23 protein-coding genes are annotated in these 25,462 nt (G+C 58.7%); 11 read left to right on the plus strand and 12 right to left on the minus strand.

Going from position 1 to position 25,462, the window contains the following annotated elements:
- Positions 1 to 17 precede the first annotated feature (17 nt).
- Together NQ014_RS02640 and NQ014_RS02645 are read left to right on the plus strand one after the other, a co-directional pair.
- Positions 18 to 1,226 (plus strand): lycopene cyclase family protein, encoded by a 1,209-nt coding sequence (locus NQ014_RS02640; RefSeq protein WP_257073593.1) that lies wholly within the window; start codon positions 18 to 20, stop codon positions 1,224 to 1,226.
- Positions 1,227 to 1,324: 98 nt separating this feature from the next.
- Complete coding sequence (locus NQ014_RS02645; protein ID WP_257073594.1) at positions 1,325 to 2,788, plus strand: amino acid permease; 1,464 nt, start codon at positions 1,325 to 1,327, stop codon at positions 2,786 to 2,788.
- A gap of 405 nt (positions 2,789 to 3,193) precedes the next feature.
- Here NQ014_RS02645 and NQ014_RS02650 read toward each other — a convergent pair whose 3' ends face one another.
- The 7 genes from NQ014_RS02650 to NQ014_RS02680 form a co-directional block, all read right to left on the minus strand.
- Positions 3,194 to 3,658: a metal-sulfur cluster assembly factor gene (locus tag NQ014_RS02650; protein WP_257073596.1), complete on the minus strand. Its 465-nt coding sequence runs from the start codon at positions 3,656 to 3,658 to the stop codon at positions 3,194 to 3,196.
- Positions 3,651 to 4,166: a Fe-S cluster assembly sulfur transfer protein SufU gene (gene sufU, locus NQ014_RS02655; RefSeq protein ID WP_257073599.1), complete on the minus strand. Its 516-nt coding sequence runs from the start codon at positions 4,164 to 4,166 to the stop codon at positions 3,651 to 3,653. Before sufU ends, NQ014_RS02650 begins: the two co-directional genes overlap by 8 nt.
- A gap of 20 nt (positions 4,167 to 4,186) precedes the next feature.
- Positions 4,187 to 5,440, minus strand: coding sequence for a cysteine desulfurase (locus tag NQ014_RS02660; RefSeq protein ID WP_187404613.1), 1,254 nt, complete (start codon positions 5,438 to 5,440; stop codon positions 4,187 to 4,189).
- Positions 5,433 to 6,194 (minus strand): Fe-S cluster assembly ATPase SufC, encoded by a 762-nt coding sequence (sufC, locus tag NQ014_RS02665; protein WP_076773570.1) that lies wholly within the window; start codon positions 6,192 to 6,194, stop codon positions 5,433 to 5,435. The genes NQ014_RS02660 and sufC overlap by 8 nt, the downstream gene beginning before the upstream one ends.
- A gap of 94 nt (positions 6,195 to 6,288) precedes the next feature.
- The gene (sufD, locus tag NQ014_RS02670) at positions 6,289 to 7,479 is read right to left on the minus strand and encodes a Fe-S cluster assembly protein SufD (protein ID WP_257073600.1); all 1,191 of its coding nucleotides are present in this window, start codon (positions 7,477 to 7,479) and stop codon (positions 6,289 to 6,291) included.
- A gap of 5 nt (positions 7,480 to 7,484) precedes the next feature.
- Positions 7,485 to 8,951 (minus strand): Fe-S cluster assembly protein SufB, encoded by a 1,467-nt coding sequence (gene sufB / locus NQ014_RS02675; RefSeq protein ID WP_016422750.1) that lies wholly within the window; start codon positions 8,949 to 8,951, stop codon positions 7,485 to 7,487.
- A complete protein-coding gene (locus NQ014_RS02680) occupies positions 8,948 to 9,646 on the minus strand; it encodes a metalloregulator ArsR/SmtB family transcription factor (protein ID WP_048734176.1) in 699 nt (232 codons plus the stop codon). The genes sufB and NQ014_RS02680 overlap by 4 nt, the downstream gene beginning before the upstream one ends.
- Before the next feature lie 185 nt (positions 9,647 to 9,831).
- On the opposite strand from NQ014_RS02680, the gene mptB reads away from it, so the two are divergent.
- The 4 genes from mptB (at position 9,832) to NQ014_RS02700 (ending at position 14,475) form a co-directional block, all read left to right on the plus strand.
- Positions 9,832 to 11,571, plus strand: a complete 1,740-nt coding sequence (gene mptB / locus NQ014_RS02685) for a polyprenol phosphomannose-dependent alpha 1,6 mannosyltransferase MptB (protein WP_373467698.1) — start codon at positions 9,832 to 9,834, stop codon at positions 11,569 to 11,571.
- 25 nt (positions 11,572 to 11,596) lie between these two features.
- Positions 11,597 to 12,565: an ABC transporter ATP-binding protein gene (locus tag NQ014_RS02690; RefSeq protein ID WP_257073602.1), complete on the plus strand. Its 969-nt coding sequence runs from the start codon at positions 11,597 to 11,599 to the stop codon at positions 12,563 to 12,565.
- Positions 12,565 to 13,368, plus strand: a complete 804-nt coding sequence (locus NQ014_RS02695; RefSeq protein ID WP_257073603.1) for an ABC transporter permease — start codon at positions 12,565 to 12,567, stop codon at positions 13,366 to 13,368. The genes NQ014_RS02690 and NQ014_RS02695 overlap by 1 nt, the downstream gene beginning before the upstream one ends.
- Positions 13,369 to 13,461: 93 nt before the next feature.
- Entirely contained in the window at positions 13,462 to 14,475 is a 1,014-nt protein-coding gene (locus tag NQ014_RS02700; protein ID WP_257073604.1) for a COX15/CtaA family protein, read from the plus strand.
- Positions 14,476 to 14,938: 463 nt separating this feature from the next.
- Here the strand turns inward: NQ014_RS02700 and NQ014_RS02705 are convergent, their stop codons facing one another.
- A complete protein-coding gene (locus tag NQ014_RS02705) occupies positions 14,939 to 15,853 on the minus strand; it encodes a heme o synthase (protein WP_172954651.1) in 915 nt (304 codons plus the stop codon).
- Positions 15,854 to 16,142: 289 nt separating this feature from the next.
- Between NQ014_RS02705 and tkt the strand changes: the two genes are divergently transcribed.
- Positions 16,143 to 18,242, plus strand: coding sequence for a transketolase (tkt, locus tag NQ014_RS02710; protein ID WP_257073605.1), 2,100 nt, complete (start codon positions 16,143 to 16,145; stop codon positions 18,240 to 18,242).
- A gap of 170 nt (positions 18,243 to 18,412) precedes the next feature.
- Positions 18,413 to 19,528, plus strand: coding sequence for a transaldolase (tal, locus tag NQ014_RS02715; protein WP_257073606.1), 1,116 nt, complete (start codon positions 18,413 to 18,415; stop codon positions 19,526 to 19,528).
- 210 nt (positions 19,529 to 19,738) lie between these two features.
- On the opposite strand, the gene NQ014_RS02720 is transcribed toward tal, so the two are convergent.
- From NQ014_RS02720 to NQ014_RS02730, 3 genes are read right to left on the minus strand one after another with little or no spacing between them, the layout of a single operon-like run.
- On the minus strand, positions 19,739 to 20,458 hold the full coding sequence (locus NQ014_RS02720) for a hypothetical protein (RefSeq protein WP_257073607.1): 720 nt from the start codon (positions 20,456 to 20,458) through the stop codon (positions 19,739 to 19,741).
- Positions 20,455 to 21,174, minus strand: coding sequence for a hypothetical protein (locus NQ014_RS02725; protein WP_257073608.1), 720 nt, complete (start codon positions 21,172 to 21,174; stop codon positions 20,455 to 20,457). Before NQ014_RS02725 ends, NQ014_RS02720 begins: the two co-directional genes overlap by 4 nt.
- Positions 21,171 to 21,533: a GntR family transcriptional regulator gene (locus NQ014_RS02730; protein ID WP_257073774.1), complete on the minus strand. Its 363-nt coding sequence runs from the start codon at positions 21,531 to 21,533 to the stop codon at positions 21,171 to 21,173. The genes NQ014_RS02725 and NQ014_RS02730 overlap by 4 nt, the downstream gene beginning before the upstream one ends.
- A gap of 133 nt (positions 21,534 to 21,666) precedes the next feature.
- On the opposite strand from NQ014_RS02730, the gene zwf reads away from it, so the two are divergent.
- Genes zwf through pgl form a run of 3 tightly spaced genes read left to right on the plus strand, consistent with a single transcriptional unit; the run spans position 21,667 to position 25,102 of the window.
- Positions 21,667 to 23,271 (plus strand): glucose-6-phosphate dehydrogenase, encoded by a 1,605-nt coding sequence (gene zwf / locus NQ014_RS02735; RefSeq protein WP_373467699.1) that lies wholly within the window; start codon positions 21,667 to 21,669, stop codon positions 23,269 to 23,271.
- 50 nt (positions 23,272 to 23,321) lie between these two features.
- Positions 23,322 to 24,338 (plus strand): glucose-6-phosphate dehydrogenase assembly protein OpcA, encoded by a 1,017-nt coding sequence (locus NQ014_RS02740; protein WP_257073610.1) that lies wholly within the window; start codon positions 23,322 to 23,324, stop codon positions 24,336 to 24,338.
- Entirely contained in the window at positions 24,335 to 25,102 is a 768-nt protein-coding gene (pgl, locus tag NQ014_RS02745; protein WP_257073613.1) for a 6-phosphogluconolactonase, read from the plus strand. The genes NQ014_RS02740 and pgl overlap by 4 nt, the downstream gene beginning before the upstream one ends.
- Before the next feature lie 117 nt (positions 25,103 to 25,219).
- Here pgl and secG read toward each other — a convergent pair whose 3' ends face one another.
- Positions 25,220 to 25,456: a preprotein translocase subunit SecG gene (gene secG, locus NQ014_RS02750; protein WP_005510775.1), complete on the minus strand. Its 237-nt coding sequence runs from the start codon at positions 25,454 to 25,456 to the stop codon at positions 25,220 to 25,222.
- Between the last annotated feature and the right edge of the window lie 6 nt (positions 25,457 to 25,462).

Genomic DNA, 25,462 nt, shown 5'->3' on the forward strand with positions numbered 1-25,462 from the left:
CGAGTAGCCTACCAGTTATGACTTCATTTCCTGTGACCGCCTCCGTCGTCGGCCTCGGGCCCGCCGGAAGAATCGCCGCGCACCGCGCATCCACTCGCGGCTGGGACGTGACCGCTTACGACCCCGCCGGTGGCACACTGCCCTCGACGATTGGTCTCTGGTGCGACCAACTCCCCGACTGGCTGCCCAGCGACTTCCTCGCCGCCACTTTTCAACCCAGCGTCATTCTTGCCGACGGCACCGAACGTCAGCTCACCCGTACCTACGGCGTTGTTAACAAGGACTGCCTGCAAAAACTTGACGGTTTCCACATCGAACGCCGCGCACTCACAGATTCCGAAATCACGGGTACTGACTTCACGATTGTCACCACCGGGCGCACACACGCCGCCGCTGGGCGAGGTGGGCAGGTACGGCAGCTCGCCATCGGGCACATCTTTTCGCTTGACGACGTCCCCAGCGCCCACCGCCGCGCAGTCCTCATGGACTTCACTCCGGCTGACCCGGTTGACCCAGCGACAGAGCCCACTAGTTTCTCCTATCGCATTTTCGTGGATGACCGGACCTTCCTCATTGAAGAGACTATCCTCGCTACCCCGACTCCTATGGTTGGCGGGTATCGCGACGAAGCCGGTGCGCCAGTCGGGAGCGGCGGTGAGGCCGATGACTCCGCGCTTTTAGCGCTGTTGCGTAGACGCCAAAATGTACGGTTGAAGTCCCTGGGGCTCTCGGAAGATCTGGCCATCGACGAAGAAGTGGTGTCTTTTCCCCTACTGGCAAACCTTCCCTCTCGCCGCGGTGACTTGACGCGCAGTGGCGCATCTAGCGGCACCCTCTTCGGCTTTGCTGGTGGTCGGATGCATCCTGCCACTGGTTACTCGGTGGGCTCGGTTATCGAAGATGTCGACCGCTTCTTAGCCGAAATGGAAAAGAAGGGAAGCCGGACGCAGGGGACGTCGTTAAGCATGCGGTTGCAGCGATGGCTACGCGAACGTGGACTCGCGGCCTTGCTTGGGTTCGATGCACGACAGACGGGTGCGTTTTTTCGGGCGTTCTTTTTGTTGCCGGAGAAGGACGTGTTTGCCTATTTGATAGGGACATCCCCACTGACGACGCTTCGCGCTATGGCGAAAGTGGCCGTGCCTTTGCTGAAAATGAGTCCGCGTACGTGCGGAAAGCTCATCGCTGGATTTGCGCAGGGACCTGGGAGATGGAGAACTCGTTGACCGGGAGCATATACATCAGCCGATTTGTGGGGTGATACCAACAATTAAAGCGGTGTGGTTTTTGCATTCACCGGAGTACAAACGCTTATGATAAATGAATGACTTCGACGCAATCTGAGGAGACTTCCTCACAAAACCGTAAGCTTCAGCGCAGGCTGAGAGCTCGCCACCTGAATATGATTGCCATTGGCGGTGCCATTGGTACGGGCCTGTTTGTTGCCTCGGGTGCGACCATTTCGCAGGCCGGTCCAGGCGGTGCGCTCATCGCTTACGCTCTTATCGGCATCATGGTGTGGCTGGTTATGCAGTCTCTCGGCGAGATGGCCGCTTACCTGCCGGTGCCCGGTTCCTTCCAGGAGTACGGTCGCCGATACGTCTCAGAATCCTTCGGCTTTGCCATGGGCTGGAACTACTGGTTTAACTGGGCGATTACTGTGGCCGCAGAGCTCGTCGCTGCTGCACTGGTGATGCGCTATTGGTTCCCGGATGTGCCTTCAATCGTCTGGTCCGCGCTCTTCCTCGCGATTCTATTCGGGCTGAATGCCCTGTCCGCACGTGCATTCGGCGAGGGTGAGTTTTGGTTTGCGACCATCAAGGTCATTACCGTCATCGTCTTCCTCGTTCTTGGTGTCGGCATGATTTTCGGCATCTTGGGCGGGTCCTCCCCCGGCTTCGAAAACTGGACCACGGGCGACGCCCCATTCGTCAATGGCGGAATGGGACTGCTGGCCGTTTTCGTCGTAGCCGGATACTCCTTCCAGGGCACCGAGATGGTTGGTGTAGCAGCAGGTGAGGCCGAGGATCCTGAGCGCACGATTCCCCGCGCGATTCGCACTATCTTCTGGCGTATCCTGCTGTTCTACATCGGTGCCATCGCTGTTATTGGTTTCCTTATTGCGTACACGGACCCGAATCTTCTGAATGCCGCCGAGGACAACATTTCCATTTCACCGTTCACCCTGGTCTTTGAACGCGCAGGTATCGCGATTGCCGCTGGCCTGATGAACGCTGTCATTCTGACTTCGGTCTTGTCCGCGGGTAACTCCGGTATGTATGTGTCCACTCGTATGCTGTTTTCCCTGGCCCGTCAGGGACACGCTCCGCGTTACTTTGGCAAGCTTTCTGGGCATGGCGTTCCGCTGCGCGCTCTGATTGCCACCGCTGTCATCGGTATGGCTGGCTTCATTACCTCATTGGTAGGCGATGGTGTGGCGTACACCTTCTTGCTGACGCTGTCTGCGCTCGCGGGCTTTATCACCTGGTTTGGTATCTCTTTCAGCCACTACCGCTTCCGCAAGTGTCTGAAGGCCCAGAATATCCCGTTGGATTCGCTTCCCTACAAGGCGAACTTTTTCCCCGCCGGTGCTGTGCTGGCACTGATTATGTGCTTCTTTGTGGTGGCCGGACAGGCACTTGATCCGATTCGCACTGGCGAGAATATCTTCGCTATCCTCACTCCGTACCTGGGTATCCCGGTCTTCGTCCTGCTGTGGTTTATCCATAAGAAGGTCACGGGCTCCAAGCTCGTTGACCCGGCCACCGCAGACATGACTCGCGAATAGCTGCGAAGAGCTGTGAATAGATGCGAGTAGCTATGCATCTCGCATCTAACTCTCACAACTTGGATTAGCAGTCGAAGACAATAGCGACCCCGCTTGGCACTTTTCAGTGCCAGGTGGGGTCGTTTTTAACTCCGAGTCGGACAGCTTGAAAAAATTGCGGGGATGCTCGTGTGAATACGGGCTGCAAAATGTGAAACTGTGCGAGTTTATGACGCTTTCAGGCTATTTTTTGAGCCATTTTTGACATAAACGTAGTCAGTAACTCGCATCGCCCTACCGATGCCGGCCATAAACGCAGTCAGTAACTCAAAAACAAACGAAAAAGTGCCTAGCTGAACGAGCCAGGAGCTCGTCGCCAAGCACTTTTAACGTAGCGGTTCCCTAATCACCGCTGTCACTGATCGGCTAGACCGAGAAACCGAGCGCGCGCATCTGCTCGCGGCCTTCCTCGGTAATCATGTGTGGGCCCCATGCCGGGGACCAGACCCAGTTGAGGCGGAAGTCGCGGATACCCTCGACCTTCATAACCTCGGAGGCGGTCTGGTCGGTGAGCATGTCGGTCAGCGGGCAGGCCGGGGATGTGAGTGTCATGAAGATAGCGGCAATGTCGCCTTCTTCAATCCAGATGTCATACACCAGGCCCAGGTCCACGACGTTGACTCCGAGTTCCGGGTCAACAACCTCGTACATTGCCTCTTCAACCTGGATGGCCAGCTTGTTATCGGCTTCGGTCTGCTCCGGTGCCGGCGGGACGGTGATGGACTCGTACGCATCCCCCTCATCAATCGGAGCACCAGTGGTCATGGCGTCCTCGTCGACAGCATCAGGCTGTGCGGGCGAGGTGGCGTCATTAGCGATTGGTTCAGTCATGGTGATGGCCTTCCTCGTCATCGGTAACGGTTACAGTCGCGGTACCAACGCCGTTGCCTTCAGCAGCGTTGGCCAGAGCCTCAGCGGTTGCAGCCTGGAAAGCCTTCCAACCGAGAAGAGCGCACTTCACGCGGGCGGGGTACTTAGAAACACCAGCGAAGGCAATCCCATCGCCGATAAGATCCTCATCGCCCTCAATCTTGCCGCGAGACGTGACCATCTTCTCGAACTCGGCAAGCTTGGCCATTGCCTCGTCGACAGTCTTGCCGACAATCTCCTCAGCCATAACTGAGGTGGAGGCTTGCGAGATAGAACAGCCCACGGCGTCATAGGAGACGTCATTGACGACGGTGAGGTCGTCGTTCAGAGTGACGCGAAGCGTGAGTTCATCGCCACACGACGGGTTGACGTGATGCACTTCCGTATTGAAAGGCTCCCGCAAACCCGCATGCTGCGGATGCTTGTAGTGATCCAGGATAACTTCCTGGTACATCTGCTCGAGCTTCATGTCCTTCTCCTTTCTTAAAGTTACGGGGTGACACCGAAGAACTTCTGTGCATGGCGCACTGCGTCGGCAAGCGCCTGAACGTCCTCTTCCGTGTTGTAGATGTAGAAGGATGCCCGGGCGGTCGACTGGGCGTTGAGGATTTGGTGAATTGGCCACGCGCAATGGTGACCGACGCGGATGCACACGCCCTGGTCGTCTAAAACCTGGCCAAGATCGTGCGGGTGAATGCCCTCGACCTTGAAGGAGACTGCAGAGCCACGCTGCTCTGGGGTAGTCGGACCGATGATGGTCACGCCGTCAATTTCCTGCAGCTTCTCCAGCGCGAGCGCTGTCAGGTGGTGCTCATGAGCAGCTACCTTATCCATACCGATGGCATCCAGGTACTTCACCGCAGCACCCAGACCGACGACCTGGGAGGTCATCATGGTACCCGCCTCGAAGCGCTGCGGAGGCGCCGCGAAGGTGGTCTTCTCCATGGTGACGACCTCAATCATCGAGCCACCAGTGAGGAACGGCGGCAGTGCCTCGAGCAGTTCCCGGCGACCGTAGAGCGCACCGACCCCGTTGGGGCCGAGCATCTTGTGGCCGGAGAACGCCAGGAAGTCCACATCGAGATCTTTGACGTCGACAGGCATATGCGGCACCGACTGGCAGGCATCGAGGACTACCAGCGCGCCGACCTCGCGAGCACGGCGCACCATCTCCTTCACATCGGTGACTGCACCGGTGACGTTTGACTGATGGGTAAAGGCCACAACCTTGGTCTTCTCGCTTAGCTCCAGCGAATCCATGTCAATGCGGCCGTCTTCAGTCACGCCATACCAACGCAGTGTCGCGCCAGTGCGGCGAGCCAGCTCCTGCCACGGCACCAAGTTCGCGTGATGCTCCAGCTCGGTGACGACAATCTCGTCACCTTCGCCGACCTGGTACTGACCTGCGCGGTCGTCGCCAAGCACGAATGCCACTGTGTTCAACGCTTCGGTGGCGTTCTTGGTGAAGACCAGCTCGTCGTAGTCAGCGCCGATGAAGCCTGCAATGGCTTCGCGGGCATCTTCGTAGGCGTCTGTGGCCTCCTCAGCAATCTCGTAGGCACCGCGGTGCACCGGGGCGTTGTGGTGGGTTAGAAACTCCACCTCAGCATCGATGACCTGTTTCGGGCGCTGCGAGGTCGCTCCGGAGTCCAGGTAGACCAGCCGCTTTCCGTCACGGACAGTGCGCGACAGAATTGGAAAGTCCTCGCGGAGTGATGGGCTGAGTAGTTCGGCGTTAGGCATTGATGAACTTCTCGTAGCCGTGCTCTTCCAGCTCGTCTGCAAGCTCCGGGCCACCGGAGGTGATGAAGCGACCATCGTGGAAGACGTGGACGAAGTCCGGCTTCACGTAGTTCAGGATGCGCTGGTAGTGAGTAATGATCAGGATGCCGCCGTCGTTTTCGTCCTGGTAGCGGTTAATGCCGTCAGAGACAACGCGCAGAGCGTCGACGTCAAGGCCGGAGTCGGTCTCATCCAGGATGGCGAACTTCGGCTTCAGCAGGTCGAGCTGCAGAATCTCGTGACGCTTCTTCTCGCCACCGGAGAAGCCCTCGTTGACAGAGCGCTCAGAGAAGGACGAATCGATCTCCAGGTCAGCCATTGCCTCACGGACCTCCTTGACCCAGTGGCGCAGCTTCGGAGCTTCGCCACGGACAGCGGTCGCTGCAGAGCGCAGGAAGTTGGACATGGACACGCCGGTGACCTCGACCGGGTACTGCATTGCCAGGAAGAGGCCAGCGCGAGCGCGCTCGTCGACGCTCATCTCCAGCACGTTTTCGCCGTCGAGGAGAATCTCGCCCTCGGTGACTTCGTAACGTGGGTGACCTGCGATGGTGTAGCTCAGGGTGGACTTACCGGAGCCGTTCGGCCCCATCACAGCGTGGGTTTCGCCGGAGTTGATCGTCAGGTTGACGCCCTTCAAAATCTCCTTGGGCTCGGCGGACTCGTCGGTCGGCAGCACCTGCGCGTGGAGGTTACGGATTTCCAAAGTGCTCATAGTGAAATCTTTTCCTTTAATCGGTGTAAGTGGCCTGCCCCCCCCGGTGCTACCGGGGTGACAGGGCGGAAAGGGTGAGAAAGAAAATAAGCGGTTAGAAGCCAGCGGTGTTGAGCTCTTCGTCAACGAGCTTTTCAAGCTTCTCGCGAACGGACTCGACCGGAATCAGGTTGATGACCTCGCTGAAGAAGCCGCGAACCACCAGACGGCGAGCTGCTATCTCCGGAATACCGCGCGAGAGCAGGTAGAACAGCTGTTCCTCGTCGAAGCGACCAACGGTGGCAGCGTGACCAGCACCGGCAATCTCACCGGTTTCAATTTCCAGGTTTGGAACTGCGTCGGCACGCGCGCCCTCAGTGAGCAGCAGGTTACGGTTGAGCTCATAGGTATCGGTGCCCGTCGCTTCTGCACGAATGAGCACGTCTCCCACCCACGCGGTGCGGGCCTCACGATGAGCGACATTCGGCTCGCCCTGCAGCGCGCCCTTGTACATCACGTTGGAGCGGCAGTTCGGCACAGCGTGGTCGACCAGCATGCGGTTTTCAAAGTACTGACCGGCATCGGCGAAGTACACGCCCAGCAGATCGACGTCGCCGCCGGGTGCCGTGAAAGCAACGCGCGGAACGATACGGACAACCTCGCCGCCAAACGTTGCGACAGTGTGGCGCAGCGTAGCATCGCGGCCGACACGAACGTGGTGCGCAGAGCCATGAACGGCATCTTCGTTCCAGTTCACCATGGTCACGACACCCAGCTTGGCGCCGTCGCCGATTACGAACTCGATGTTGTCCGCGAACGTGCCACTGCCTCGGTAGTTAATGACGCAGACGGCCTCGGCATGGGACTGCACGTCAATGACGATATGGCCGTAGGACACGTTGTCCTCGCCCGGACCATCGATGTCGATGACGACAGGCTCCTTGGAAACCGAGTTCTTCGCGAAGGTCACGATGTGCGCATCGTCGAAGTTGGAGTACGCCTGTGCTGCCACGCGGTCCGTTGGGGCGCCGGCGCGACCAAGGCGCTCGTCGTCACGCTTGACGACGTCCACAGCGACTCCATCCTGACCAGCAGTCTCGACCGAAATCGAGGCTGCAACCGGCTCCGCTGCGGTGCCGTTGTGGAGGCCGCGGAGCTTACGCAGCGGTGTGAACTTCCACTCTTCATCCTTGCCATGCGGCACGGTGAAGTCCTCCACGTTGAAGGATGAGAAAACGTCGCCCTTGTTCGCCAGCACGCGGCGGCTATGAGCAGCCTGGTTTTCGTTGTTAATCGTCGTAGTCATTGGTATTAACCGACCGAACCTTCCATCTGCAGTTCAATGAGGCGGTTGAGCTCGAGGGCGTATTCCATCGGGAGCTCCTTGGCGATGGGCTCGACAAAGCCGCGCACGACCATGGCCATTGCATCTTCTTCTTCGATGCCGCGGCTCATCAGGTAGAACAGCTGATCGTCAGAGACCTTGGAAACCGTTGCCTCGTGGCCGAGGGTGACGTCGTCCTCGCGGACATCCACGTACGGGTACGTGTCCGAACGTGAAATCGTGTCCACCAGGAGTGCGTCACACTCGACGTTGGAGTGCGAGTGCTTGGCACCCTTGTTGACCTGCACCAGACCGCGGTAGGCAGCTCGGCCGCCATTGCGGGCTACGGACTTGGACACGATGTTGGAGCTCGTGTGCGGAGCCATGTGCACCATCTTGGCGCCGGTGTCCTGGAACTGGCCCTCGCCAGCCATAGCCACGGACAGCACCTCGCCCTTGGCATGCGGACCGGTCATCCACACTGCTGGGTACTTCATGGTGACCTTGGAACCGATGTTGCCGTCAATCCACTCCATGGTTGCGCCCTCTTCGCACTTGGTGCGCTTGGTAACCAGGTTGTAGACGTTGTTCGACCAGTTCTGGATCGTGGTGTAGCGGCAGCGGCCACCCTTCTTCACGATGATCTCCACAACAGCCGAGTGCAGCGAGTCGGACTTGTAAATCGGAGCGGTACAGCCCTCGACGTAGTGCACGTAGGCATCCTCGTCGACAATAATGAGCGTGCGCTCGAACTGTCCCATGTTTTCCGTGTTGATACGGAAGTATGCCTGCAGCGGGATGTCCACGTGGACGCCCTTCGGCACGTAAATGAAGGAGCCACCGGACCACACTGCGGTGTTAAGAGCGGAGAACTTGTTGTCACCGGACGGAATGACGGTGCCGAAGTACTCCTTAAACAGCTCCGGGTGCTCCTTGAGCGCGGTGTCGGTGTCCAGGAAGATAACGCCCTGGGCCTCCAGATCCTCGCGAATCTGGTGGTAGACAACCTCAGACTCGTACTGAGCGGCGACACCTGCGACCAGGCGCTGCTTCTCAGCCTCCGGAATGCCGAGCTTGTCGTAGGTGTTCTTAATATCCTCCGGCAGGTCTTCCCAGGTCTGGGCCTGCTTCTCGGTGGAGCGAACGAAGTACTTAATATTGTCGAAGTCGATACCCGACAGATCCGCGCCCCAGGTGGGCAGCGGCTTGCGGTCGAAGATTTCCAAAGCCTTCAAGCGACGCTCAAGCATCCACTCCGGCTCGTTCTTCTTAGCCGAAATATCGCGAACGACCGCTTCAGACAGGCCGCGCTTCGCGGAAGCGCCAGCGGTATCCGGGTCGTGCCAACCGAACTGGTAGGCACCAATGGACTCGATAATCTCTTCGTCAGTCTGCGGAGTGGCAGCCTTCGTGGATTCAGCCACGTCGGTGGAGTTCTCATGGGCGAGGGTCATTCTCCGCTCCTTTCTTGTGGCGATTCAGTAAGTGTCTTTGTTACGGGAGTGAGTGGGATATTCGTGGTGCAGATACCGTTTCCGTCAGCGATAGTCGCCAACGGTTGGGTGTGCTGACCTAATAATTTACTAACGGCTTCATGCTCCGCCGCGCAGAGCTCCGGAAACTCGGAGGCCACGTGGCTAATTGGGCAATGGTGCTGGCAAATCTGCACGCCGCCAGTGTTCTGGTTGATAGTTGCCGCGTACCCGGCCCGTCGGAAAGCATCGACGACGGCCTCTACGACCTCTTCCTTCTCTGCGTCCTGCCCCACCGGGGTGACGCCGAGCAGAATGTCATCAATACGCTGACGGGCAAACTGGGCAACTGCCTGCTCACCACCGGCCTTGCGCAGTGCGGTCAGAGCTGCACTGGCAAGATCGTCGTAAGCGTGCCCGAATCTAGCGCGGCCCCGATCTGTCAGGCGATAGGACTTTGCTGGCCTGCCTCGGCCCCGGGGGCCGGTGCTGGGTGCCGGAGCGGTTTCGGCAAGACCTTCGTCCACCAGAATGTCAATATGACGGCGGACGCCTGCAGCGGATAGTCCCAGGGTGTCTGCGATAAAAGTCGCGGACGCCGGGTTGTGTTCCAGAAGCAATTGGAGAATGCGCTTGCGCGTGTCACCATCATTGACTGTCGGCTTCCGATCTGCCATGACTGGTGAGTCACCTCCTGCGATTGGACTGCTGGATAATAATGGGTGTCTAGGTGGCTCAGCGAGGCAAGTATCCCACTTGCACCGCTGGTGTATTAGACAACACAATTGTGTCGTAATTGGTGCATAAAGTCCAACGCATTTAAATATCAATGCAACGTCGCTGATTAGAACGCCCTTTCGGCGTGTCGAATCGTCTACTATGTGACCTTGTGAAAACTAACCGACCTACCCTGCGCCGCTCGTCCACCTTCGACGATGCTCTCGGGGTGCGTGACGCCATTCCGAAAATTGGTCTGGCCGGTTCCAGGTCGGCAACCCTCCACCAGGGCTCAGAACAGCCGCTCCAACACCGCATTAATTACCGCGAACTCCGACGCTTCACCTGGCTGCGTTGGCTGGGTGCTCTCGGGTCAGTGTTTATTATGGTCGCCGGGATTGGCTCAGGCGCGACACCGGTGGTTGGAAATGAGTTTTGGGGTACACCACTCGGGCTAATCCTCGGTCGAATGTTGGTCGCAACGACGATCGTCACCTTCGTGGGCATTGGCATGTTAGTCACAGCCTGGTTGGGTGTCGGCGCTTTCGTTCTGGCCGGTGCGCGGACTCGTGTCACCGCGGTGACTACTCCGATGCTCATACGCACCTACGCGGCATGGGTATTGCCCTTGGTGTTTACCGCTCCCCTGTTTACGCAGGATATCTATTCCTATTTGGCGCAGGCAGCAATTGTGGAGCGGGGTATGGATCCCTACCTCGCAGGACCTGTTGACCTATTGGGAGCCAACGACCCACTTGCTCGGTCAGTGCCATTGATTTGGTCGCACTCTCCGAGCCCATACGGCCCCACAGCCCTCGCAGTGGCATGGGGCATCGCCAAGATAACCAGCGACGGGGTGATTGCTTCCGTCTTTCTACACCGACTCGTCGCCATTGTTTCGCTCCTCGTGGCGTCCTGGGCGCTGGTGCAGCTTGGTCGCCGCTGCGGAGTTAGCTCTCAGTTCACCCTCTGGCTGGGCACGCTCAATCCGCTGGTATTGCTGCACCTGGTGGGCGGTATCCACAATGAGGCGCTGCTGCTAGCTCTGCTGCTCGTTGGGCTCGAACTGTGTCTGCGCGCTATCCACGGCCCTGCGCAATCGATGGTGCCCGATGAGCTGCCAGAACCCGGACCAATCGGACACGAGAGCCAAAGCCAAGTAAGATCATGGGCGCTGTATGCAGGCGGTATCGTGCTTATCAGTCTCGCCGGAATGGTCAAAGTCACCGGTTTCGTGGCGCTCGGCTTTGCCGGCATGTGGCTGGCTCGAAAGTTTGGCAGCACCTGGAAGGCCGTTGCTCTTTCCGCGGTAGTGACGGGCGCAATAACCGTCGTCACGGCAGTCGTTGTTTCCTTAGGAACTGGTCTGGGCTTTGGTTGGATTACCGCGCAAGGTGGCGCCGCAACGGTACGCAGTTGGATGTCGCTGACTACCCTGCTCGGGATCATCGCTGGTTTCTTCGGCAGGCTTCTGGGGCTCGGCGATATCAGCGACAGTGCTTTGCTGTTTACCCGCGGCATTGGTGTAGCGCTAGTGGCTGCCTGGCTCCTGCGCATGCTGTTAGCGACGTTCCGTGGTCGCATTCACCCGCTCGGCGGCTACGGCCTCGCGATGTTCGCTCTAGTAATCCTCTTCCCCGTCGTGCACCCCTGGTACCTGCTATGGGCCATCGTGCCGCTGTCCGCTTGGGCCAACCGGGTACAATTTCGCATTGCCGTGGTTCTGTACTCGGCAATTTTCAGTTTTGTAGTACTACCACGCGGCCTGGGGTTGCCTCCGGGCACCGTCGCTCAGATTTACCTACTGGCGTTGGTATTCTTCGTCGCAGTCATGTTCGTCATCTTGGCGTACTCGACGCGATCTAAGGTATTTCGCCTTCATTAAAACTGTGAGATTAGACTGACTAACCGTGAATAACGCTGCCAATTCTCCTGCTCTGCGCCTTGAAAACGTAACGAAGAAATTCGATGACGTTGAGGCTGTATCAGACCTTTCGCTTTCCCTGGATCGAGGTAGGGTTCTTGCGCTCCTCGGCCCCAACGGTGCTGGTAAGACCACAACCGTTGAAATGTGTGAGGGCTTCATCAAGCCGGATGAAGGGCGAATTCGCATTCTCGATCTCGACCCGGTCGCTCAAACCACGGCACTACGCAGCCGCATTGGCATCATGCTCCAGGGTGGAGGTGCCTACCCCGGTGTTCGCGTTGGCGAAATGCTGAACCTCGTTGCCAGTTACTCTGCAAACCCGCTGGACACTGATTGGCTCCTTGAAGTCGTTGGCCTAGAACGACATCGTAAGACGAACTACCGCAGGCTCTCTGGCGGTCAGCAGCAGCGACTGTCGCTCGCATGTGCCCTGGTCGGACGCCCGGAGCTGGTGTTCCTCGACGAGCCGACAGCAGGCCTCGATGCCCAGTCCCGTCTAGCCGTCTGGGATCTCATCTCGTCGCTGCGCCGTGATGGGGTCACCGTGGTCCTGACAACGCACCTCATGGACGAGGCCGAATCGCTTGCCGACGACGTTGCGATTATCGACCGGGGCCATTTAGTTGTGGCCGGTACCACCGAGGAGATCACTAGCGCAGGCGCATCGGCTCTCCAGGGAACGTCGTCAAGCATGGCTATGAAGATCAGCGTTCGAGGCAGCCTTGACTTCGAAGAGGTCAACCGCAGCTTTAGCGAGTCTGGTCTTTCACAGCGTCTGCAGCGTTCTGGCGGTGGAGAGTTTTCCCTGATTGGTGAGGCTTCACCGCGCGCCTTGACTGTCTTGGCGCAGAGTTGCGAGCAGCAAGAGGTGTTGATCACCTCGTTGAATAGGGCGACGCAATCGCTTGAAGATGTCTTCTTGCAGATCACTGGAACGGAGATGAGGAGCTAATGACTACCGCACCGAGGGCCGATGCCTCCCGCTTTGCAAAGGGCACTTTCGCCCCGGCACCACAGCGTTCGGACATGGCAAAGCTGGTGATGTCGCAGGCGTGGTTGGAGACGAAGCTCTTCTGGCGACACGGTGAGCAAATGCTCCTCACCATCATTATCCCGTTGGCGATGCTCATCGGCCTGGTGATGGTGCCGGTGTTGGAACTCGATAATCCGCTCGAGCGTATCTTCCCCATGGTGCTGGCGATTTCCGTCATGTCTGCAGGGTTTACCGGGCAGGCAATCGCCGTGGGCTTCGACCGCCGTTACGGAGCCCTGAAGCGTATCGGTGCCTCAGGCGTGCCGCCCTGGGGCATTATTGCTGGCAAGATTGTGTCGGTCTGCACCACCGTCACGTTGCAATACATACTGTTCAGCCTCGTGGGGCTCGCTCTTGGCGCAGAGCTGTCGATTGGTGGCTGGCTGCTGGCTTACCTGGGGATGATTCTCGGAACGTTCGCCTTTACCTCACTGGGCTTGCTCATGGGCGGCACGTTGGGAGCCGAGCTAATCCTAGGTCTAGCCAACCTGATCTGGTTCATCCTTATTGGTGCGACTACTTATGTGGCCGTCGCACCGTCGCTAGATGGCATCAGCTCTGTACTGCTACACCTCTTGCCGTCCGTCGCGCTTACCGACGTGATCTCCGCGGCATTGGCCATGTCCGTCCATTGGTCAGCTGTCGGGGTGCTGGTTGTGTGGGGTGTCCTTGGCGCTGCACTGGCGGCCCGCTGGTTCCGTTTTGATATGCCGAATGACTAGGAATCTATCGGGGAATCTGCATAGAAAAGCGCAGCCCAACGCAGGGGTTTCGCTTATTACCATTTTCCGCCAGCATGGGTAGAATTTCTTAATGTGAATACTGCAGATCGAAGTTTGCCCCTATCGTTTTTGCCGCTGACACCAATCGGGCGCCAGAAGCTCTATGCCCTGCTGGTTTTGATTGCACAGGCGGCAATTGCGGTAACCGGTTCTATCGTCCGTGTTACTGGTTCAGGTCTCGGTTGTGCTTCGTGGCCTGAATGTCACCCAGGCAGCTTCGTTCCTGTCGCGGGGGAAGCAGAAATGCTCCATCAGATTATTGAGTTTGGCAACCGGCTGCTCACCTTTGTGCTGGTTGCTCTGACACTTCTGCTCTTCCTTTCGGTTATGCGTGTCGGTCGCCGTCAGGAAATCAAGTTGCTGGCCTTCCTCAACGGTCTCGGCGTTATCGTCCAGGCTGTTATCGGCGGTATCTCCGTTTGGGTTGACCTGAAGTGGTACGCCGTAGCGCTGCACTTCCTGCCTTCGATGATTCTGGTCTGGCTCGCTGGCATGCTTTTCGTCAAGATTTCTGAGCCTGACGACGGCACTGCTACCCGCATGTACCCGCGCTATCTGCGCTATCTGGCTGCCGCCTCCGGCTTGGCCCTGACGATGACGCTGATTACCGGAACTATGGTCACCGGTGCGGGACCACACGCTGGAGATGCTTCGGTGCTCCCGGAGGATCGCCTCCAGCTACCGATTGTTGACCTGGCGCATATCCACGCTGGTTTTATGTACCTCTACCTTGGCCTGGTTATCGGCCTCATTTTCGGTCTGCTGGCCTCGGAAGCCTTTGCACCTGTGCGTAAGGTTGCCATCGCACTCGTTGTGTTCATTTTGGCTCAGGGCGTAGTTGGAATGATTCAGTACTGGTCCGGTGTACCGGAGGCATTGGTGCCGGTACACGTTGCCGGATCTGGTATCTGCACCGCTTTGACTGCAGTACTTTTCCAGCACGGTTACCGCACTGTCGGTGGCAGCGCAGTAGTCACTGGCTCTCTTGAAGGCGATGCGGCAGCCGCCACTGTTGCATCGGAGAAGAACGTCGAGGTTACCGCGTAGCTAGCTGCCGGTCAGCGGCTGTATTAACAACTGTGGTTACCGGCCGTTGATTTCTGCTCGAACCGCCTAAACACGCGCTTTGGTTGTGCGTGTTTAGGCGGTTCTGCTGTCTGCTCGGCTTCGTGCGCTCGGATGTGCGCTTTCTGGTGACTAACGGCTCGCGGGCTGCGCGGGCTGCGCGTGCTGCGCGGGATGAGCGGACGGTGCAAGGGGCGGTCTGCCCACTTTTCGTTCCGAGTTACTGACTGCGTTTATGACAAAAACCGCCCGAAAAATGGCCTGAAAGTGTCATAAACTCGCACAGTTTCACATTTGCAGCCCGTGCCTATCTCCACACACAAAAAAGAGGCCCTTCCCGCAAACTGAACTGCTCCCCATTAGTTGGACTGAGAAATCAGTTACCGACTAGCGGGGAGTAGTTCACAACCGGGAAGGGCCTCTTCAAAGGAGCTCAGCAGCTGCCCTAGAACATGCTCGAAATTGTCTGCAGTCCGAGTACGGCATCGAGAGAAAGCGCCACACAGACGATGGACAAGTAGTTGTTCGACATGAAGAACAGCTTCATTGGCTTGATCTTGCCACCGGTCTTAACGTGGCGGTGCAGGTCAATGGCGCCCCACAGGAACCAAGCACCAGCGCCAACGGCGCCAATCAGATAGATCCAACCAGCGTACGGAACCAACAGCAGAGTGGTAATCACGGTCGCGGCGGTGTAGTAAATAATGCGCTTGGAAACGACGATTGCCGGCTTGACCACTGGCATCATCGGCACGCCAGCGGCCTTGTAGTCCTCCTTGTAGCGCAGGCCCAATGCCCAGGTGTGCGGCGGAGTCCAGAAGAAGATAAGCAGGAACAGGATGAATGCCTGCCACCAGTGAGCCAGCCCCGTAATCTCCGGGTTGTTGTCAGTGATTACGGCCCAGCCGACCATCACCGGCATACAACCCGCAGCGCCACCCCAAATTACGTTCTGATCAGTACGGCGCTTCAGCCACAAGGTGTAGACGAAGATGTAGAAGGCAATCGTAATCAGAATGAAAACGGCGGCCAGCAGCGAGTTACACAGCAACCACAGCCACAGGAACGAAGCAATCATCAAGACAGTGCCGAAAATCGCTGCCGCTCGACGGCTAACCTGGTTGCGCGCGAGCGGGCGACGGCGAGTACGGCGCATCTTCTGGTCAATGTCGTAATCCATGACCATGTTGAAGGTGTGCGCAGCTGCGGCCCCCAGCCAACCACCGAACAAGGTGAGAAGAATCAGTCCAACGTGAACATGACCGCGATCAGCCTGAAGCATTGCGGGAATGGCCGCGACGAGCAGGAGCTCGATAATTCTTGGCTTAGTCAGTGCAATATACGCCTTGACTGTTTCCAACAAAGCAATGTCCCTTTCACGCGCCATAAACAAACCCCCCGTTTACAGATAGTCGGATGTAACGGTCGGAAAGTTCCCGACGAGTTTTTCCGCAAAATTAAATGAGGGGCAGGCAATCAGTTTACCGGTAATCATAACGGTTCCAATAATGACCGTCGTAAAGCATGTGCGGCGCGCCCTCTGAGACTTATCTCTCAGCTATTCGGCCCGGTTTGAACCGGGAGCGCGCAATCCTAGTTAGTATGGAGGAGAATTTTACTAATCCATTTGGATACTAGGAGTCATTCACGTGACACTGTCGACTGAGCATGAAGCACGGGTTGTGCGCAACTACCCCTCGGACTGGTCTGACTTGGATACGAAGGCCGTTGATACGGCTCGTGTGCTGGCTGCAGACGCCGTTGAAAAGGCAGGTTCGGGGCACCCCGGCACTGCTATGAGCCTCGCACCGCTGGCTTACTCTCTTTATCAGCGCGTTATGCGCCATGACCCGAAGGATACGAAGTGGATCGGCCGTGACCGTTTCATTCTCTCCTGTGGTCACACCTCTCTGACGCAGTACGTCCAGCTGTACCTCGGCGGTTTTGGCCTGGAGCTCGATGACCTGAAGGCGCTGCGTACGTGGGACGCCCTCACCCCGGGGCACCCGGAATACGGCCACACTGACGGCGTGGAAATCACCACTGGCCCGCTGGGTCAGGGGCTGGCGTCGGCCGTCGGTTTCGCCATGGCTTCGCGACGGGAACGTGGACTGTTCGACCCGGAAGCTGCTCCGGGTGAGTCTCCGTTTGATCACTACGTGTACGTCATCGCTTCTGATGGTGACGTTCAGGAGGGTGTCACTGCCGAGGCCGGCTCGCTGGCCGGCACTCAGCAGCTGGGCAACCTGATTGTCTTCTGGGATGACAACGGCATCTCCATCGAGGACGACACCACCATTGCTTTCACCGAGAATGTCGCGGACCGCTACCGTGCTTACGGCTGGCAGGTCATTGAGGTCGACGGCGGCGAGGACGTCGCAGCACTCGAGGCTGCTGTCGAGGAGGCCAAGAAGGAGACGGAGCGTCCGACCTTCATTCGCGTTCGCACTGTGATCGCTTACCCGGCTCCGACGAAGATGAACACCGGCGCTTCGCACGGTGCTGCTCTTGGTGGCGAGGAGATTGTCGGCATCAAGGAAGCTCTCGGCTTCGATACCGACAAGAGCTTTGACGTCGCTGACGAGGTCATTGAGCACACCCGCAAGCTAGTTGAGCGCGGTGCTGAGGCTCACGCACAGTGGCAGGTCAAGTTTGATGAGTGGGCTGATGCTAACCCGGACCGCAAGGCTCTGCTGGACCGTCTGACCGCTGGCGAGCTGCCGGAGGGCTTCGACGCTGAGCTGCCGACCTGGGAGCCGGACGAGAAGGGTGTTGCTACCCGCAAGGCCTCTGAGGCCGCGCTGCAGGCGCTGGGCAAGACCCTGCCGGAGCTGTGGGGTGGCTCGGCTGACCTGGCTGGCTCCAACAACACCGTCCTGAAGGGCGAGCCGTCCTTCGGTCCGAAGTCCATCACCACCGGTACCTGGACCGCCGACCCGTACGGCCGCAACCTGCACTTCGGTATTCGTGAGCACGCCATGGGCTCGATTCTCAACGGCATTCTGCTCCACGGTGGTACCCGTCCGTACGGCGGCACCTTCCTTATCTTCTCGGACTACATGCGTCCGGCTGTCCGCCTGGCATCGCTGATGGGCATCTCCCCTATTTATGTCTGGACCCACGACTCCATTGGTCTTGGCGAAGACGGTCCGACGCACCAGCCGGTTGAGCAGCTGGCTTCGCTGCGCGCTATCCCGGGTGTGTCCACTGTCCGCCCGGCTGACGCTAACGAGACCGCTCAGGCTTGGGCCGCTGTTCTTCAGGGCGAGGCAGGCCCGAAGGCTCTGGCTCTGACCCGCCAGAACGTTCCGGTTCTGGAAGGGACCAAGGAGAAGGCCGCTGAGGGCGTCCGTCGTGGTGCGTACGTGCTTGTCGACGGCGCCAAGGAGACCCCAGACGTCATCCTGATGGCTACCGGTTCGGAAGTTCACCTCGCTGTCGAAGCTGCTGACAAGCTGGCTGAGGAAGGCGTCAGCGCCCGCGTTGTCTCCGTTCCGTGTCTTGATTGGTTCGAGCAGCAGGACGAGGCCTACCGCGAGCAGGTTCTGCCTAAGTCCGTCCGCGCCCGTGTCTCGGTTGAGGCCGGTATTGCAATGCCGTGGTACCGCCACCTTGGTGATGCTGGTCGCGCTGTCTCCCTGGAGCACTTCGGCGCATCGGCTCCGTACAAGGAGCTGTTCGAGAAGTTCGGCATCACTGCAGAGGCTGTTGTCGATGCTGCCAAGGAGTCCATCGAGGCTGCTAAGTAAATTTGTTAAAACCTGGCGCTATCGGCCGCTGTCGGGACGGGATTCGTGAAAACCGTACCGCGCTCCGGTAGCGCCAGTATTGTTTGTGACGCACAGTGGTTTAAGGACATACAACTTTTAGCGAAGTCTTTAGGCAACGAAGCGGTATTGACAGAAAGGCGTTAAACACTATGGGAAACACCACAATGGAAGCGCTCGCCAAGGTAGGAACCTCGGCGTGGCTCGACGATCTTTCGCGCCAGCGCCTCACCTCGGGCGATTTGAAAAATCTTATTGAAGAGCTGCGGGTTGTCGGTGTCACTACTAACCCGGCAATCTTCTCTTCGGCGATGACCGCCGGTGAGGATTACGACTCTCAGCTGGCGCAGCTCACTGCAGAGGGTGCGAACCCGGCAGATGCTGTGTTCGCGATGGCAATCGACGACGTCCGCGATGCCTGTGACCTTTTCGCTGGTGTATCTGAAGAAACCGACGGTGTCGATGGCCGTGTGTCCATCGAGGTCGATCCTCGCTACGCCGACAACTACGAGGCCACGATTGCGCAGGCCCGTAAGCTCTGGGAGCGCGTCGGCAAGCAGAACGCGATGATTAAGATTCCGGCGACCGATGCTTCCCTGCCGGCTGTCACCCAGGCTCTGTCCGAGGGAATCTCGGTAAACGTCACCCTAATTTTCTCGGTCGAGCGTTACCTGCAGGTCATTGATGCGTTCATCGAGGGCATTGAGCGTGCGAAGGACAACGGCGTGGACCTGGCTTCGGTCCACTCTGTTGCGTCGCTGTTTGTTTCCCGCGTTGACACTGAAATTGATGCTCGCCTGGACAAGATTGGCTCCGACGAGGCCCTGGCTCTGCGCGGCAAGGCCGGTCTGGCCAATGCCCGTGCAGCCTACGCCAAGTTTGAGGAAACTTTCTCGGCGCAGAATATTCGCTGGGCACAGCTGGAAAATGCCGGTGCTAAGCCGCAGCGCCTGCTGTGGGCTTCGACCGGTGTGAAGAACCCGGCTTACCCGGACACCCTCTACGTCACTGAGCTGGCTGCACCCCAGACTGTGAATACCATGCCGGAGAAGACACTGCGTGCTGCCGCAGGCTTCGAGGGCGAGGTTCGCGACGCCGTCAGCGGCCAGGGTGACGCAGCCAACGCCGTTATGACTCAGCTCAGCGAGATTGGCATCGACCTGGATGACGTCTTCGCAGTCCTGGAGCGCGAGGGCGTGGAAAAGTTCGTGGACTCCTGGCAGTCCCTGCTCGAGTCGATTGCACAGCGCATGGAGCAGCTGAAGTAAGCCTGCTGATTATCTAGGTGCCTGTTGGTAGTGGCTGCGTTTCTGGCTGGCGTCAGCAGGTCGCCTGGCGATTCGAGTTACTGACTGCGTTTATGACAAAAATCGCGCGAAAAATGGCTTGAAAGTGTCATAAACTCATACAGTTTCACATTTGCAGCCCGTAAGCTAGATACAAAATGCTCCCCGCGCAGGGGAGCTTTTTTTAATGGGCTAGGACGCGGCGAAGGCGGGACGCACAGTGGGCAGTGGGCGTTTGTCTTCCTTTAAAGCCCAGGTCATCACGAACGCAGAGATTACGGTGATGATTGAAGCAAAGATCGGCACAGCCGGCCAGGGGGCGCCCGGTACGGAGTCGGTCACGTCCAGCAGATAGCTGAAGAGGAAGAGCGTGGCCAGGGCCAGGCCAATGGTGATCGATCCTGCACGAGTGCCCTTCGCGCCGGCGACGGTGCCGACTGCGGTGCTCGCCACGGTAGCCATGAGGAAGCTCAAGAAGACGCACAGCGCGGTGAGCAGAACCGTGGTGTAGTTCTGCCCGGAATCCTCAACCATGTACAGCTCCCCGTTAGTGTCCGGAAACAGGGCTGGTCCGGAGGTGACAATGAAGCTATCGAATCCACGGTAGTAACCGGATTTGTTCTGTTCGATGACCATCGCCGTGACGATAAAGGCGGTAGACACCAACGATGTGCCCAAAATCGCGATGATCGCGGAGCGCACCCAGCGGGCGGTGCTCACGCCGTAGTCGCGCAGGGTCACCGACCGCCGGGCTGTAATCAGGAAAAGAATGCCCAGCGCGATAATGCCAAGCAGAGTATTGCCGGTTCCGCTGCCTACGAGCATGCGCCCGAAGGCCGAGTACAGGATGGCCACGGCGGCGACGAAGAGGAAGGTTTTCTTGTTGGTTGCGATGAAAGCTCCGGTGCTCATTTGTTGCTCCTTTCAATGTAGGCGGAGGTGCTAGCGAGGTCGATGAGGGCCGCGGGGTCGAGGTAGCTCACCTCAACGCCGAGGGCGCGGGCATGCGCAGCGGCAGACGAACTGAGGGCTGTAGCTAGGATTGCCTCGCAGCGATCGCCGAGGGTTTTCTTAGCGAGCACTGGGCCGGCCACCTGCACCACGAGATCCGTAGGGCCGCGCAGCACCGGATGGCTAGCGCGCAGCTTATCGACGTCGTAGGGCCCGTACGCATCCTGCTTGTGGATGACAATCAAGGTGTCCACCAGGCCGGCTAGATCCTGGGAGTGCTGCGAGGTGACCACAATGTCGGCCGATTCGGCGGAGTCGATAAGCATGCCGCGCAATGTGGTGCGGTGCTCGACATCGAGGCCGTTGAAGGGTTCGTCGAAAAGCAATGCATCCTTGCCGGATGCCAGGGTGGCAGCGGCGATGAGCAGCTGGCGCTGGCCCAGGCTGAGCCTTTTGATGGGGGTGTCAGCGGGGAAATCGAGGAGGGACTCCGCGTGGGGCACATTGAGCTGGTCCCAGCCAGTGCGCAGGATGCGGAAATATTCGCGCGGGGTGGCGCCGAAGATCTGGGTGTCGGGTGCTGCCTTCGCCAGGGCCGCTGTAGGCATCTGCGCGAGGGTATGCAGGTAGTAGGTCTTGCCAGCGCCGTTGGGGCCAATTACGCCGTAGATGCTCATTTCTCCTCCTCCAACATAGCGATGATGTCGTGGAGCGTGAGGCCGAGAATGCCGGCCTCCGCTTTTAATGGCTCGATGTAGGTGCGCTGGAACGCTTCACGACGCTCAGCGCGAATGCGCTCACGGGCGTCTGGAGTGACAAACATGCCGAGTCCTCTTTTCTTCTCCACAAGCCCCACCATCGACAGTTCCGTCATGGCCTTGGCAGCCGTGGTTGGGTTGACCTGATAGAACTCCGAGAGCTCCTTGGTTGAAGGGGCACGATCCTCAGCCGAGAGCTCCCCGGACAAAATCATTGATTTCAGATCCTCGGCGATCTGGACGTAGATGGGCCGAGGGTCCGACTCCTTCGCCTGCATATCCACCTCCATGGTTTATGGGTATACCACCTATGTCATAAACCTAAGGCAGAAGAAAGGGCCCGTCAAGGCCCCATCGGAGGAATCGGAAACGATTCCACCGGACTTTTCTCGATATGACATTATGTAAACCGTGAGTGATTCTCTGCAACGCAACGATTCGAACTCCCCTACTGCCAGCTCTCCGCACAACGGAGATGGCAGCACCAACCACGACGGATACATCAACCCGCTGCGCGACCCGCAGGATAAACGCCTGCCGCGTATTGCCGGCCCGGGTGGCATGGTGATTTTCGGAGTGACGGGCGATCTGGCCCGAAAGAAGCTTCTGCCTGCCATCTATGATTTGGCCAACCGCGGTCTACTGCCTGCCTCCTTCGCGTTAGTCGGCTACGGTCGTCGCGAATGGTCAAAACAGGACTTTGAGGATTATGTGCGCACCGCAGTGGAACAGGGCGCCCGCACAGACTTCCGTGAGAGTGTCTGGCAGCGCCTGGCTGAGGGCATTCACTTCGTCACCGGTACCTTCACCGATGACGAGGCCTTCGATCGCCTGGCCGCACAACTTGAGGAGCTCGATCGCTCCCGCGGCACCGCTGGAAACTGGGCCTACTACCTGTCCATTCCGCCAGCTAACTTCCCCGATGTCTGTCATCAGCTCGATCGTTCGGGGCTGGCGCAGTCGGGCGAGGACTATTGGCGTCGCGTGATTATTGAGAAGCCATTCGGCCACGACCTGGCCTCCGCTCAGGAACTCAACCGGATCGTGAACTCGGTCTTCCCAGAAGACGCTGTGTTCCGCATCGACCACTACCTGGGCAAGGAAACCGTCCAGAACATTCTGGCCATGCGTTTTGCCAACCAGTTGTTCGATCCGATGTGGAATTCTCACTACATTGACCACGTCCAGATCACCATGGCCGAGGACATCGGTTTGGGCGGTCGCGCCGGCTACTACGACGGTATCGGTGCAGCTCGTGACGTGATTCAGAACCACCTACTTCAACTCCTGGCGCTGGTGGCAATGGAAGAGCCCATCGCCTTTACCCCGGAAGAGCTGCAGGCGGAAAAGATTAAGGTTCTGCGTGCCGTCGAGCCAGTGCGTCCGTTTTCGAAATACACCGCGCGTGGCCAGTACACGGCGGATTGGCAGGGCAGCAACTTCGTGCCGGGTCTGCGCGATGAGGAAGGCTTCGACCCCGAATCCACGACCGAGACCTACGCCGCCTGTACGCTGCAGATCAACTCCCGTCGCTGGGCCGGTGTCCCCTTCTACCTGCGCACCGGCAAGCGCCTCGGCCGCCGCGTCACTGAAATTGCGCTGGTCTTTAAGTCTGCACCTCACCTGCCCTTCGCAGAGACAATGACTGCCGCTCTCGGCCAGAACGCAATGGTCATCCGTGTTCAGCCAGACGAGGGCGTGCTCATGCGCTTCGGCTCGAAGGTCCCGGGCTCGGCCATGGAGGTGCGCGATGTCAACATGGACTTCTCCTACTCCGAGGTGTTTACCGAGCAGTCGCCAGAGGCATACGAGCGCCTGATTCTGGATGCGCTTCTCGACGAGGCCAGCCTCTTCCCCACCAACGAGGAAGTTGAGCTGTCCTGGAAGATTCTTGACCCCATCATTGAGTACTGGGCCAAACGCGGTCGTCCCGAGGGCTACCCAGCAGGATCGTGGGGGCCGTCCTCCGCTGACCACATGCTCGAGCGCGACGGTCGCGCTTGGCGACGGCCATAGGTTGCCGACCTCTCAGTTCTTAAGAATTTTCTGACAGAAAGAACACTTTCATGATCGTCAATTTGCCAGACACTGACACCGCGAGCATTGCTCGTCAGTTGGTGCAGCTTCGAGAGCAGGGCGGCATCGTCACCACGGGCCGTGTCCTCACCCTGATTGTTTTGGCCAAAAGCGAAGACGACCTGGAAAACATTATTTCCACGGTCAACTCCGTTTCCCGCGAGCACCCATCCCGTGTGCTGGTATTGGTCTCCGATGATCCACGCCTGGACAATCGCCTCGACGCGGAACTCCGCGTCGGTGGTGATGCCGGTGCCGCTGAGATCGTCGTTATGCACATGTCCGGTGAGATTGGTCAGCACCACAGCTCGGTGGTGACTCCCCTGCTGCTGCCGGATACGCCGGTCGTGGCGTGGTGGCCGTCTGAGGCGCCGCAAGTCCCAGCGGCGACACCAATCGGCCGGATTGCCCAGCGCCGTATCACCGATTCGTTGTGTGACCCGAATAGCAACGCTATCTACACGCGCCGTACGGGCTACACGCCCGGCGATTCTGACCTGAGCTGGTCACGGCTGACGAACTGGCGCGGTGTGTTGGCATCCGCTTTCGACTTGCCGCCGCACTCGCCGGTGACCTCCGTGACCATCTACGGTCCACAGGAGTCGCCATCGGTGGAGGTCGCCGCCGGCTGGTTGGCAGATCGCCTGGGGCTGCCGGTCAACCGTTACTCCACCGGTGAGAAGAAGATTCCGGTGGACGAAAAGGGCCGCGCCAAGCCACCGGTGACCTCCGTCGCCTTTGAGCGTGAAAATGGCCAGACCCTGCGCATCGATATTGAAAGCGCCACCACTGCATCGGTCACCAACGGAGAAAAGCCCCCGTTCAAGGTCGCAGTGTCGCGTCCAACACGCTCCGAGTGCTTGGCAGAGGAGCTGCGTCACCTCGACCACGATACTGCCTACGGACGTGCCCTGCGTGGCCTCAGCCAGATTCACACGGTGGGAATGCAATCTCCGACGTCCACAACAACTAGCTTCGCTAACGAACCAGGAGTCTCTGACAAGTGACCACCGATAACGCCTCGAGCACCGTCCCTGCCCCACAGTTCCACCGTGCCGCTGACCAGGCTGGCATCGTCGAGGCTGCACGTCAGCGCTTCGTCGATGCGGTTGTCGCCGTCCAACATGGCAACGCCACTCCGGTCACGGATGACGGTTTCGTACGCGTCGTTCTCACCGGTGGCGGCGCGGGTACCGCTTTGCTCAGTGCGCTTGCCGACGATTCCGGAGACATCGACTGGAACCGAGTCCTGGTGTTCTTCGGAGATGAACGCTTTGTCGCTGCCGACTCGGCAGATCGCAATGCGTTGGCTGCTCGTAAGCGTCTCTTGTCCCCTGTCGGCGTGCCGGAGGAAAACATCTTCGAGTTTGCCGCTGCCGACAGCGGCGTGACCACCACGGAGGCCGCCGAAAGCTACGAAGCTATCGTTCGGGAGAAGGCTCCAAATGGCTTTGACCTTCACCTTCTTGGTATGGGCGGAGAGGGACACATCAACTCGATTTTCCCACATACCGCAGCGCTGGCTGAGCAGGAACGCTTGGTCGTGGACGTGCATAACTGCCCGAAGCCACCGCCGACCCGCATCACGTTGACGATGCCGGCCATCGCCAGCTCTCAGCGTGTGTGGCTACTTGTAGCGGGCGGCGAAAAGGCTGAGGCAATTGCAGCTATCGCTCAGCAGGACGACCCAGCGCAGTGGCCGGCGGCCGGGGTTCGCGGTGTTCAGGAAACCGTTGTCTTTGTTGACGATGCTGCGGCTGCGCAGCTCTAGGCTTCCGCTTCACCGCTAACAGCCCAGAAACAGCAAATTCCCGTCGATAAGCGAAATGCTATCGACGGGAATTTTTATTGCTTAAAGGCCTGCGGTGGGGCGTGCTGCGTGCGGAACCTACCAGCCGAAAGTATTGAACAGCAGCAACAGGACAATGCAGAGCAACCAGATAATCACGGTCACAATAGTGACGCGGTCAAGGTTCTTCTCCACCACAGTCGAACCGGACAGATTCGACTGCATGCCGCCACCAAAGAGGCTGGACAGTCCGCCACCCTTACCCTTGTGGAGCAGGATGAACAGCGTCATCAGGATTGATGTGATGACCAGGACAATCTGAATGGCGAGGTACACGCGCAC

The organism is Corynebacterium sp. 5QC2CO, assembly GCF_024580435.1.
Classification (GTDB): domain Bacteria; phylum Actinomycetota; class Actinomycetes; order Mycobacteriales; family Mycobacteriaceae; genus Corynebacterium; species Corynebacterium jeikeium_D.